10 protein-coding genes are annotated in these 12812 nt (G+C 29.9%); all 10 read right to left on the reverse strand.

What is annotated here, in order from left to right:
- Nucleotides 1-15: 15 nt before the first annotated feature.
- Nucleotides 16-1446 carry an extracellular solute-binding protein gene (locus EYR00_RS08025; protein ID WP_008791703.1) on the reverse strand — a complete coding sequence of 477 codons (1431 nt, stop codon included), beginning with the start codon at nt 1444-1446 and terminating at the stop codon, nt 16-18.
- A gap of 103 nt (nt 1447-1549) precedes the next feature.
- Complete coding sequence (locus tag EYR00_RS08030; protein ID WP_003537704.1) at nt 1550-3406, reverse strand: ABC transporter ATP-binding protein; 1857 nt, start codon at nt 3404-3406, stop codon at nt 1550-1552.
- Nucleotide 3407: 1 nt separating this feature from the next.
- Nucleotides 3408-5126 (reverse strand): ABC transporter ATP-binding protein, encoded by a 1719-nt coding sequence (locus EYR00_RS08035; RefSeq protein WP_003537702.1) that lies wholly within the window; start codon nt 5124-5126, stop codon nt 3408-3410.
- Between the two features lies 1 nt (nt 5127).
- On the reverse strand, nt 5128-5553 hold the full coding sequence (locus tag EYR00_RS08040) for a MarR family winged helix-turn-helix transcriptional regulator (protein WP_008791701.1): 426 nt from the start codon (nt 5551-5553) through the stop codon (nt 5128-5130).
- Nucleotides 5554-5644: 91 nt separating this feature from the next.
- Nucleotides 5645-6028: a hypothetical protein gene (locus EYR00_RS08045; RefSeq protein WP_003537699.1), complete on the reverse strand. Its 384-nt coding sequence runs from the start codon at nt 6026-6028 to the stop codon at nt 5645-5647.
- 10 nt (nt 6029-6038) lie between these two features.
- The gene (locus EYR00_RS08050; RefSeq protein ID WP_003537696.1) at nt 6039-8600 is read right to left on the reverse strand and encodes a translation factor GTPase family protein; all 2562 of its coding nucleotides are present in this window, start codon (nt 8598-8600) and stop codon (nt 6039-6041) included.
- A gap of 143 nt (nt 8601-8743) precedes the next feature.
- Nucleotides 8744-9607 carry a damage-control phosphatase ARMT1 family protein gene (locus tag EYR00_RS08055; RefSeq protein WP_003537694.1) on the reverse strand — a complete coding sequence of 288 codons (864 nt, stop codon included), beginning with the start codon at nt 9605-9607 and terminating at the stop codon, nt 8744-8746.
- Nucleotides 9608-9675: 68 nt separating this feature from the next.
- Nucleotides 9676-10449: a MurR/RpiR family transcriptional regulator gene (locus EYR00_RS08060; protein WP_040434313.1), complete on the reverse strand. Its 774-nt coding sequence runs from the start codon at nt 10447-10449 to the stop codon at nt 9676-9678.
- Between the two features lie 691 nt (nt 10450-11140).
- Nucleotides 11141-11548, reverse strand: a complete 408-nt coding sequence (locus tag EYR00_RS08065; protein WP_008791697.1) for an SseB family protein — start codon at nt 11546-11548, stop codon at nt 11141-11143.
- Nucleotides 11549-11752: 204 nt separating this feature from the next.
- Nucleotides 11753-12787: a helix-turn-helix domain-containing protein gene (locus tag EYR00_RS08070; protein WP_003537691.1), complete on the reverse strand. Its 1035-nt coding sequence runs from the start codon at nt 12785-12787 to the stop codon at nt 11753-11755.
- Between the last annotated feature and the right edge of the window lie 25 nt (nt 12788-12812).

Below are 12812 nucleotides of genomic sequence, written 5' to 3' on the forward strand. Positions count from 1 at the left end.
CCTCCTTCTATAGAACTATTTAATTAATGATTCTAATTGGCTTTTAGTATTAGTATACCACTGATTAAAATAAGTATCATTATTAAATTGGCTAATTGCTTGTTCTAAATTCATTCCATTTGAAAGATTAGTAATAACTGTTTCACGATCTTGTTTAGCTAAATTACTCATTGTTGTTTCTAAAACATTTCTTGCATCAGTTCCCTTTTCAAAAGGAACTGATGTATACATATTATTATCTGAAATCATTTTAAGACTAGTATTTAACGTTTTCTTTACTGACTCATTGACTTCTACTTCATCAGTAATCTTATCAAGATCATTTGCACTTTTGGTAACTGGCAAATAACCACTAGCATTTGAAAAAGCAATATTTTGTTTATCACTAGTAAACCATTTCAAAAATTCAACAGCTGCCTGTTGTTCTTTTTCTTCACTTTTGAGAACAACCATTCCTGCTCCTTGTTGAACGACATAATCTTTACCATCTTTAAATTTAGGGCAAGCAAATGTCTCCAATTCAATTGAATGGCTTTCTTCGTCATTTAAAATAACTTCTTTAGGAAAATATGTGACACTCGAAGATGAAGAAACACAAGCAAGAATATTTCCGATTTTTATATCATCACTTCTAAATTTACCTGATGAACTAAAATAACCACTTATGTAAGGAACATAATAATTATCCCATAATTTTTTAGCAATATCTGCTTCAAAATTTAATACGATTTTATTATCCTTTTTACTAAAAATATCTGTTGCTAGCTGGCGATAGCCAACGAGCATATAATTTGCAAAAGCATCACGACCAAAAAATGCTTTTCCATCATTTGGAGCAGCTGTCAAACTATCAGTCCAGTTATAATATTGCTCTGCAACCTTAGTAACACCCTCAATTGTATTTAAATCATTTGTTGAAGCACCCGTAGCATTTGCAAACTTCTCCCAATCTGTTTTATTCAACATAAATAACTCTACTGATTTAGCCACTGGAAAAATTTTTAATGTATCTTTACTTGAAAAGTGTCCTTCTTCAAGATAACCATCGACATACTTAGATAGCTCGTCTTTACTAAAATATTTATTTAAATCTACTGCATAACCTAACTTATCCACTTGATAAGCTGTGTCACCATACGCTGCAAAAATATTCGGAATATCTGCAGCCCCAGCTTTTCCATTAATTGAATCTAAGACATTTCTTTCTAAATCAGAAATTGTTCCTTGACCAGAGCCCTCAACAATTATCCCTTTTTCTTTACCGACTGTTTTGTTAAATTCATCGACTAGACGATTAAATTCTTCTTGTTGCGCACCATTATAATAATGCCATACTTGAATCGTCGTTGGATCATCCTTGTCTAATAAGTTTTTATCCTCATTACTACATCCAGTTACAGCAAAAAACATTAATAAAGATATCAAAACTAATCTTACTTTTTTCATATGCTTATCTCCATTCCCTTATCCCCTAAAGGATAACACAAATTGGTCATTTATACAATCTTCACACTTTATCAATACAAAAAAGGATACCTATTGATATCCTCTATGACAACTCCATTTTTCCAGTATACAATTGATAATATCTTCCTTTTTGATTAATTAATTCATCATGATTCCCACGTTCTATGATTTCCCCATGATCGAGTACCATAATTGCTTTTGAATTACGAACTGTAGAAAGACGATGTGCAATTACAAAAACGGTACGATCTTTCATTAAACTATCCATCCCTTTTTCAATCAATTTTTCAGTATGAGTATCAATAGAACTTGTAGCCTCATCCAAAATTAAAACTGGGGGATTAGCAATTGCTGCACGAGCGATAGCTAATAGCTGACGTTGTCCTTGTGATAAGTTAGAACCATCACCAGTTAACATTGTTTGATAGCCTTGCGGAAGTCGCCGAATAAATGAATCTGCATTTGCTAGTTTAGCTGCTGCCACCACTTCTTCATCACTAGCATCTAATTTACCGTAACGTATATTATCTTCAATCGTTCCTGTAAATAAATGAGTGTCTTGCAAAACCATTGATAACGATTGTCGCAATGCTGCTTTTTTTATTAATTTAATATCAATTCCATCGTATGTTATACTGCCAGAATCTAATTCATAAAAACGATTAATCAAATTAGTAATAGTTGTTTTCCCAGCTCCTGTAGAGCCCACAAATGCAATTTTTTGACCTGGTTTTGCATATAAGTTTAAATTTTTTAAAATAGGATGGTTGGAGACATAACTAAAACAAACATCATGGAAGCGAACATCACCTTTTAACAAAACCAGTTCTACATCACCATTAGAACGGGGATGACGCCAAGCCCAAAGTCCAGTATTTTCATGACACTCAACTAGCTTACCATATTCATTGCGAACATTTGTTAAAGTGACATTTCCTTCATCTATTTCAACCTTTTCATCCATAATTTCAAAAATACGTTCTGCACCTGACATTGCTGCCAAAATAAAATTCATTTGTTGGGAAAATTGATTTACTGGCATCGCAGTTTGTCGAACAAAAACCAAATATGATGATAAACTTCCTAAATCCATAATCCCATAAATTGCCATAAACCCGCCTATTACAGCAGATAATGCATAATTCAAATATGAAATACTGACAACTGTTGGTATCATAGTTCCTGAATAAGTAACTGCTTTCGTAGCTGCTTGTCGTAAAGCTTGATTTCTTTTTTCAAACTCGGCAAAGTTCACCTGTTCATGATTGAAAACTTTAACTACTTTACTTCCTTCGACCATTTCTTCAATAAAACCATTTAAACTTCCCATATATTTTTGTTGTTGATTAAAATACTGCTTACTCTTTTTACTACTATAACGAATAAAAATAAACATCATTACCATTGAAGCAATTACAATGATTGATAGATAAGGATTTAAAATAATAATCATCGTAATTGTTCCTACAATCATTATAAAACTTTGAATCAACATTGCAAAACTATTATTTAAAGCTTCTAAAATTGTATCAATATCACTAGTAAATCGACTCATCAACTCACCATGAGTATGCTGATCAAAAAAACTAAGCGGTAAGTTTTGTATCTTATCAAATAAATCTTCACGAATTTCTTTAACGATTTCTTGAGCAGTTTTTACCATTAATTGATTATATAGATGACAAGCCCCGACACCAGTTAAATACATAATTGCCATCGTTATTATTGCTTGTAATAGTCCAGCATTATTACCTGGTAGAATGTAATCGTTAATAACCGGTTTTAATAAATAAGTACCTAAAATATTTGCACCTGCACTAATTAATACTAAAATAGCAATGATTATGAGTGTTCCTATATGTCGAGTTAAATAACTAGCCATTGCTTTTAAAGTTTTCTTTAAATTTTTAGGGCGTGGAGTTCCGTTTATTCTAGCCATATTATTTATCTCCTTCTTGAATTTTACATAAATCTTGATAGATATGATTACGATTTGCTAATTCTTCAGGTGTTCCTATATCATCAATTTTACCATCAGTTAAAATAACAATTTTATCTGCATGGGCAAGTGATGATAATCGCTGTGAAATAATAATTTTAGTTGTCTTAGGCAAATAGTATGCTAATCCATCTGTTAGTTTTCGTTCAGTTGCTGTATCTAATGCACTGGTAGAATCGTCAAGAATTAAAATTTTTGGTTTCTTTAATAATGCACGTGCAATACATAACCTTTGTTTTTGCCCACCAGAAACATTAACTCCACCTTGCCCTAAATCTGTATTGATTCCCTTAGGCAATGCATCGATAAATTCACTGGCACAAGCAATGTCTAAAACTTCATTAAGTTCGTGATCACTAGCATCTGCTTTACCCCATAAAATATTTTCCTTAATCGTTCCAGAAAATAGAGTGTTTTTTTGTAATACCATAGCAATTTCATCTCGAAGATGTTCGATTCCATATGATTTTATATCATGACCATCGATTAATAAATCCCCTGCTGTAATATCATATAATCTAGGAATCAATTGTACTAATGAAGTTTTGGCACTACCTGTTCCTCCGATAATACCAACAGTTTCACCAGGCTCAATTTCCAAATTTATATTATTTAATACATATTCTTTTGCTTTTAAGTCATATTTAAAAGCAACATTTTTAAATATGATTTTTCCCCTCGTAATCTTTATGTCACTTTTTTCATCTTTAATATCTATTTCTTCATCAAAAACTTCTTGAATCCGATATGCCGAAGCTAGAGAACGAGTTAACATCAAGAAAACATTTGAAATCATCATTAAGGAATTTAAGATTTGCATAATATAGCTTAAAAATCCTGTTAATTCACCTACTTGCATATTTCCAACCTGAATCATCCCACCCCCAAACCATAGAATTGCAATAATCGTCGAATACATCACAAATTGAAAACACGGCATATTCATAACTGCATAATGGAATGATTTACGTGAAACTTGTTGATAATTCAAATTAACTTCATTAAATTTAGCTTGTTCGTAATCTTTTCTAACATATGACTTTACAACTCTGATCGCAATTAGATTTTCCTGAACTATCGAATTGACAGAGTCTAAAGCTCTTTGCATTTTCCCATATAAAGGACGAACTTTTGACATAATTATAATTAAGCATGTTGCTAGAACAGGAATAGCTATTAAAAAAACAACAGCTAATTTAGCATTAATTAGTATTGCCATAGTTAGTGCAGTTAACATCATAAAAGGTGCTCTAACTAACGGACGAATCCCATTACAAATAGCGTTTTGTAAAATAGTAACATCACTTGTAAGTCGAGTAACTAACGATGAAGTACTAAAATGATCTGTATTTTTAAACGAAAATTCTTGAATCTTTTGATATTGTGCTTTTCGCAATTCATAGCCAAACCCCTGTCCTGCTTTGGCAGCAGTCTTTGCATACAATAAGCCTAAACCAAGCGACAAAAGCGCACATATAATCATTAATCCCCCTTTGATCAGAATATAATTTCTATCTTTATTTGCTACACCGATATCAATAATATCAGCCATTATCAAAGGAATAATCAACTCAAAAAGAGTTTCTAAAATAACAAACACTGCACTTAAATAAAGATATTTTTTATAGTTTTTAAAATAGCCAAAAAATTGTTTGAACATCTTATTCCTCCTTTAACAAGGCGTCATAAAGGCGCTCTAAGTAATTAATAAATTGTTTTCTTTCTTCCTTGCTAAAATCTCTCAAGGTAATATCTTCACGCTCATCTAGATATGCTTGCCATTTAAGAAAAGTGATTTTTCCTAATTCGGTAAGTTGAATATATACATTTCTCTTATTTTCCTCACTATAATTCCGTTTAATAAAACCATTACTTTCTAATTTGTTTAGCATAATTGAAACTGTAGCAGGCTCAATATCACAACCTTTAGTAATATCTTTTTGTAAACATTCTCTTTTCTGTTCATACAAATATCGTAAAACCTTTGGCTGTCCTGGTGCTAAATTCAGTTCTTTTAAAAAAGGAATATTCTTTTTCCTTTGTGTATGCGCTGTTTTAAATAATAAATAATATAATGAATTAGCCATCTTTCCTCCTATTATTAGTATCCTAACTATTAGTATACTAATCTTATTAATAAAGTCTGTCAAGGTATTTACTAAAATTAAAAACCGGCTTCTATTTAGAGCCGGTCATTTTATATATTTTACTTAGTGTATTATATGCTGTTTTAATCGTACCATCGTATTCCTCAGCAAAAACAATAGTCATTTCCTCTTTTAAAATAATAGCTAAACAATATTTTAATTTACGATTCAATCGTCTATCTAATAACGCCATTCGTCCAAATAATAAAACATTTACAGGATCCAGCTGTTTTTTTAATTCCTCGATTTCACCATATTTCACTTCAATAATATCGTTATAAGAAAACTTTCTACTTTTGAAGATACCATCAACTGAAAAGCTATTTTCTTTAAGATTTAAGGTATAAATAGCACGCTTTTGATATTCAGCAATACCACCAATATAATTAAGATTATATTTAAATGTTTTTTTCATTTTCAAACTCCTAATCCTGATTAAAATTCTTAAGTTCTTCTAATAAATAATTATGACTCTTAGGTTGTTTACGTCGGAATTCTTCTAATTTTTCTTGATCAAGTTGTGCTACTTCTAATCGAAGTTCGCGAGAAGATATTCTTTTCCCACCTTGCCCTAATACGATTAATTGTTCTAACGCATCAGATGTGGCCACTGTAATATTGTATTTACTTGCCAACTCATGAGTTGCCCGCTCAATATACATATCAGCAGTTTGTGCTTCTTTAGTATATGCGATATAAATATTATGATATTTAGTAGTTGAACCAATATTATCTTTAACCTTATATGCATCAAATACTAAAATCAAAATACATTTTTTGTAACCTTGATAGTTGCACATAATATCAATTAATCGCATTCTAGCTGCGTCTAAATTATCTTTTGCTAACTCTTTTAATTCTGGCCAGGCATGAATAACATTATAGCCATCAACTAATAAACATTCTGGAATGTATTTATAACTTGACTCATTAAATATTTTTTTAGTTACTTGATGTTCGCCAGATCTTTGTTTAACTGGTCCATAAGTGCGTGTGAAAATATTTTCTAACTCGTCATCAATATTATCAAATTTAGATTTATCCTGAATATTATTAGCGGTCTTCTTTATTTTTTTAAAAACAAATGGTATGTGCATATGTTGGGCAACTTGATCCCACCTTACATTATAACCAGCACCATGACTGCAAAATACTGATCCTGTTGGATTTTCTACATCTGCCTCACTATCATAGTTGAATGATTTAATTACTTCAGCCTGATTTTGACATGGGCGATAATCACTTAACTGACAAATTAGGCGCCCTTTTCCTTTAGTATATCTAACAACTTCACTTTGATAATTTTGCATTTTACTGACTGGTGCACTTCCGGTAATAACAGCAATGTCAGTTTGATTTTCCGGTAATTTAAAGTCCCCTGCCATTGCCTCAATATCATAAATCGCTCGACTCAGATATTCAATCGGTAATTCAAGTGAAAAATCAAAATACGGCTCTAGTAAAACCGATTTTGCTGTTTTCAAGCCTTGACGTATCGCCCGATATGTTGCCTCTCTAAAATCACCGCCTTCAGTATGCTTTAAATGTGCTTTTCCAGCCACTAAAGTTATTTTCATATCTGTGATTGGCGAGCCCGTAAGTACTCCCAAATGCTCTTTTTCTTGTAAATGCGACAAAATTAATCGTTGATAGTTATTCGCTAGAAGATATTCTTGACAATTTGTATCGAATTTTAATCCCGACCCTGGTTTCCCGGGTTCTAAAAGTAAATGTACTTCAGCATAATGACGTAATGGTTCAAAATGTCCTACCCCTTCAACAGTTTCTTCAATCGTCTCTTTATAAATAATTCTTCCATAATCAAAATCAACTTCAACTTTAAACCGCTCTTGGATTATATTTTTAAGCACCTCAATTTGAATTTCACCCATTAATTGAACATGAATTTCTTTGGTTCTAACGTTATAATTGATATGTAGCTGAGGATCTTCTTGTGCTAATAAATTTAACTTTTTTAACACTTGATGTTGATCACAATCAGGAGGCAATTTAATTTGATAATCCATGTATGGTGACAACAATGGCTGAGTCGTATTATCTTCTATACCTAATCCCTGACCAGCAACTATACTTTTAAGCCCTTTAATCGCACAAATATCCCCAGCCATCACTTCATCAGTTAAATGATACTTATTCCCAGAATAAATACGAATTTGATCAACTTTTTCATCATTTAAAAGTTGCGTTTTCACTTTTAAACTACCGCCAGTAATTTTTAAATGTGTCAATTTGTTTCCTTGTTCGTCATGACTTATTTTAAAAACTCGCGCTCCAAAAGATTCAGAATAATCCTTATTCTTTATATAATTAGTAAATTCATTAAAAAAATTATCAATCCGTTCCATTTTTAACGCAGAGCCAAAAAAACACGGAAATAATTGGCATCTAGCAATTTCATTAATTAACATCTCTTTGTTTAAGGTATTATATTCTAGATAATAATTCAATAAATCTTCGCTATTTAAAGCAACACTTTCATAAAATTCATCATTCAAATTACTAAAATCAAAACAATGTTCATCTAGTCGTTCTTTTAAATTCTGCATTAATTCAGATTGCTCATAACGACTAACATCCATTTTATTAATAAAAATAAAGGTTGGTATTTTATAATATCTCAATAAATTCCAAATTGTTTCACTATGACCTTGGACACCGTCTATCCCACTGATTACCAAAATAGCATAATCGAGCACTTGTAGCGTACGTTCCATTTCTGTCGAAAAATCAATGTGACCTGGCGTATCAATCAAAGTAATTTGGCTATCATGCCAATTTATTATTGCCTGCTTAGAAAAAATTGTAATCCCTCGATTTCTCTCTTGAAAATCATAATCTAAAAAAGTATCCCGATGATCAACTCGACCTAATTTTCGTGTTGTTCCTGTTAAATATAATATACTCTCAGTTAATGTTGTTTTTCCTGCATCAACATGTGCAAGAATTCCTAATACTATCTTTTTCATTTATATCATCCTACTTATTTTCTAATAATATAATTATAAAGAATATTGCTATAATTACAATTGATATTACCAATTTATCTAATTCAGCTTAAAAATATGCTTAATTCAACTAAAATTATTTTGAATTGTTGTAAAAGCATGAATCAATGACTCATGCTTTTATAATAGTTTAAACAAATTAATGATTTTTGTGCGACCCCAATATAATTAGCAATAACTTCACATTTAACCATCAATAAAAAATAAATATTTTTCTCTTGTTCACTCAAACTTTCAAAGTTTGCCTGCCCTTTAGCAATAACTATATCGGCACTTCGGTATATCCTTTTAAATTCATTACTCGTACGTTCTAATACCGTACCCAAAGAATTATCACCATTACTGATAATTGTAGCGTATTCATCCATTCCAACAAAATATGCATCAGCTTCAATTGAATCATTTACTACTGGTTTTCCTCTTACACCAAAATATATATCAATCTCCGGATTGAGTTTTTTAATTCTTCTAATTAATAATTTATCAAGACAAATTTCACCACAATTATCACCTAAATATAAAAGTACCTTTGCACTTTTTATATCAGTTATCATTTCTTCAAGCTGATTAATTGCTAATTTTAATTGATCAATATTTTCAAACCACTTATCAATGTCTTTAATTTGGGTATTATAGATAGGACTAAAATCAATAATATTTCCAATAATTGCATATTTAACAGCCGTTTCAAAAGAGTTGATCTTATTTTCAAATTCAGTACTACGTGATAAGAAAAGTTCGTTATAATATTTCCGAAGTTCAAAATATGGATCCTCATCATTAACTTGCTGCTTGATCATTTCAAATGTAGCACCAATTATCTCTGGATTAGTTTTAGTAAAATTTAGTTTTCCCAAATACTGAAATACTCCTCGATAAAACATATCACGATTTTTTATATTTGTAATATTGGCCACTTTAATAACTTGACTGATCAAGCATGGTAAACAATTTTCATTTATTTTCATTCGACTCACCCTCCTTTAGCATAGCATTCTTATATTTAAATAAATATTATTTCCAAAAAATGGAAATTCTATTTTATCAAATTTTTTTGATATTTCATAAAAATCAAATCAACAAGACATTGCAAAGTATAGTTATATAAATCATGTTTTATTGGAACCAAAATAACTTCATTGACATATTCGAGCTCCTGCACTAAATTATTTTTAGTAATTACGTAAACCTTTGCTTTACTACTTTTTAAATAATCATAAGTATGATAAAAACGTGAATAGCCATTTTTCATGACATAGTTACCAGAAAAGCTAAAAATTACAATTAAAGTATTACTATCTGCACTTTTAATAAAATCTAGTTGGTCTTGAAAGTTAGTGTAAGAAATGCAAATTTTTCCCCAGCCAATTAAATTATACTGTAATTCTTTTGCTCCATTATCACTATTTAAAATTCCAAAAATTGCTATTTTTGGATATTTGTAAAAATCATAGACAAGTTTATCCACTCGACTTTCATCAAAATTCTGATAAAAATACGTAATCTCCTCAGTAACCATTTTCTGATATACTCTATAATCAATTATTTCTCTTTGTAAACCTGTATGTCGCTTTTGCTCCCCGTGATATACCAAGGCTTCTTTAAAATCAGAAAAAGATTCAATCCCTAACGATCGTACAAATCGGCTTACTTGCGATATTGAAACATTTGTATTTTTCGCTAACTCACTAATTGATAGACTATTAATATTTTCGTGATTTGCTATTAAATATTTAGCAATATCACAATCAACTACACTATTGTGAGAATTATTTATTACATTTATTAACATTGTTGTCACCAAATTCATCCAATTTCTCCTATTCATAATTCAATACCAGGCTTTACTATTGTTTTTTATAAAAGTAATTTCATTTTGATAATAATTAATCTCATTATTTTTTGAAAAGCTTTATTTCCAGCCAATACCTCATGATTAGTCAAATTACAAAGTTCTTCGATTCAACATATCCCCCAAATAAAGAGATTATCTGGTATAATCATTCCGTAAGCTTTAAAAAATATTTTTATTCTTTCTTTTCTAAACAAAGTATCATTTGTCTTATAATCTCTTATTGTTCCATCCGAATTAGTCTGATAACTAGCATCATTGTGACAATATAATCTGTCCAAACAATTGCATGACAATTAAGAAAGTTGTTACCAGATATATATTCATGCAAAAAAGATAATATCTCACGATTATTTTCATCATCGCCTAAAAATCTTGGAACTCTATTACACTTTTTAAATTCTAAATATTGTGAAAAATCATGGATATAAGGTTTCCAATAGCTGTTACGATAGATTCTATCCCCTTTCTTTTCAATAGTTTGATTTACGTTTCCATTTAACCTTTCTATTTCTTTATTCCATGTAATATAAATACCTATTTATCATTAAAATTATCTTATCATACAATTTAAAAGGCAACAATTAAATGATCCATATCATTTCTATTTACAAGCTGCGATATGGATCAATAAACATAAATTTAGTTTTTATCCGCCATTTTTTAAATACTTAATTAATATGTTATCAATAACTAATGAATTATCCCTATTAGGATTAATAATTATTGCATTTTTCTCTTTAAATCTTTTCATTAACATAAAACAATCATAAATACTCAAAGTAACAAAATAGCGATATTTTGAATTGAATAAAACAGGACTAGAATATACAGGTAAATAATTTTGAGTAGTTTCTCCAGATAAATTATCTAAAATCATTATTAGATCATCATTGGGGATCTTTAGTAATTTTTGTTTTGAAATCTTAATTGTCGAAGGCATATAAATTGGTTTTGATTTTAAATAATCAAGAATATCTTTTAAACGATTGAGTTCAATATCATGATTGTATGCTTTTATTAGCTGGTTTAAATTATCATTAGTTTCTATAGTCATATACTCACCGACTTTCAAATTGATTTTCAAGGATATTATTGTAACATATCTAAGCTTATAAAGAAACGCGTTATTCACCTTTTCTTATACATTATGTTTAATACTAAATGATACGCGACTACCTTGCAATCACAGAGTAATTCACAAATTGTGAATTACTTGTGCATATTCTTAAATATTATAAAAAATGATGATATTTAACCATCATTTATATTTTTCTAAGATTTTATTCATTTCAAGATCATCGGTAATAAATTTACAATCAGGATCACTTTTAATTGATGTCACAAGCATATTTTTCATTTCTTGAACAAAGGTCTGATCAATTTTTTTTGCTGTAATATGGCGATATAAAGGAGAAGTATTGATATTCCATCCTTTATTAATTGCATTGAACATTTCTTTTAATATTTTTAAACACTCTAACCGTTTTTTACGATTTATACATAATTGAAAATGTGCAGTATAACTAGAATATTTCCATAATTTAAAAACTTCATGCATTTCTTTATATATATCGGCGATTATTTCAGCATCATCATACCGCTCTTGTTTAATTGCAATCTCCATTAAAGTTAAAAGCATAGTTGGAATCTCATTAACTGTCACTAAAAGTTTTTCTTCTTGTAATTTAGCGGCTACTTCTAATTTTGCTTGAGCTATGTAGAGATTGACTAACTTTTGTTTTTTATCTATTAAATGTTGTTCTGGTAATTCATTAATTAGCTTCTCAGCCTGTTCAAGTTTCCCTTGATTAATATACTTGTTGATCAAAACTGCTTGAGCTTGATTTTTAATCATTGGATTGTCACTAGTTAAACACTGTTCCAATAAACTGTCAATTTTTTGCTGATATTTTATAGCTTCATCCATCTCGTTTAATGAAAGCAATCCTTCTAAAACAACTGCTACATTAACAATTAGATTATCACAAGTTGGATATTCATTTATTTTATCTATTGCAATTCTATATGCCTGCTGAAAATCTTTGATTGCAGCTAAATCGTTTAAAAACAACACAACTTCATAATCTGACAAATCATCTTTAAATGACAATAGAGTATTTAAGTCTGTTTTTAGGATTCTTGCTAGAGCTGGTAAAATAGTAATATCTGGATAACTAATCCCCCGCTCCCATTTATTGACTGCTGGCGTAGTAAGATTTAAAAACTTGGCTAATTGCTCTTGTGTATACCCTAAAGCTAATCGCTTTTCTTTAATTATTTCATTAATTTTCATTAATTTTCACCTCATTATAGTAATA

Source organism: Thomasclavelia ramosa DSM 1402 (genome assembly GCF_014131695.1).
GTDB lineage: Bacteria > Bacillota_I > Bacilli_A > Erysipelotrichales > Coprobacillaceae > Thomasclavelia > Thomasclavelia ramosa.

What these genes read in the sequence shown, in the direction of transcription:
- EYR00_RS08025 (WP_008791703.1), bottom strand. Translation starts at nt 1,446, where the DNA reads ATGAAAAAAGTAAGATTAGTTTTGATATCTTTATTAATGTTTTTTGCT.
- EYR00_RS08030 (WP_003537704.1), bottom strand. Translation starts at nt 3,406, where the DNA reads ATGGCTAGAATAAACGGAACTCCACGCCCTAAAAATTTAAAGAAAACT.
- EYR00_RS08035 (WP_003537702.1), bottom strand. Translation starts at nt 5,126, where the DNA reads ATGTTCAAACAATTTTTTGGCTATTTTAAAAACTATAAAAAATATCTT.
- EYR00_RS08040 (WP_008791701.1), bottom strand. Translation starts at nt 5,553, where the DNA reads ATGGCTAATTCATTATATTATTTATTATTTAAAACAGCGCATACACAA.
- EYR00_RS08045 (WP_003537699.1), bottom strand. Translation starts at nt 6,028, where the DNA reads ATGAAAAAAACATTTAAATATAATCTTAATTATATTGGTGGTATTGCT.
- EYR00_RS08050 (WP_003537696.1), bottom strand. Translation starts at nt 8,600, where the DNA reads ATGAAAAAGATAGTATTAGGAATTCTTGCACATGTTGATGCAGGAAAA.
- EYR00_RS08055 (WP_003537694.1), bottom strand. Translation starts at nt 9,607, where the DNA reads ATGAAAATAAATGAAAATTGTTTACCATGCTTGATCAGTCAAGTTATT.
- EYR00_RS08060 (WP_040434313.1), bottom strand. Translation starts at nt 10,449, where the DNA reads ATGAATTTGGTGACAACAATGTTAATAAATGTAATAAATAATTCTCAC.
- EYR00_RS08065 (WP_008791697.1), bottom strand. Translation starts at nt 11,548, where the DNA reads ATGACTATAGAAACTAATGATAATTTAAACCAGCTAATAAAAGCATAC.
- EYR00_RS08070 (WP_003537691.1), bottom strand. Translation starts at nt 12,787, where the DNA reads ATGAAAATTAATGAAATAATTAAAGAAAAGCGATTAGCTTTAGGGTAT.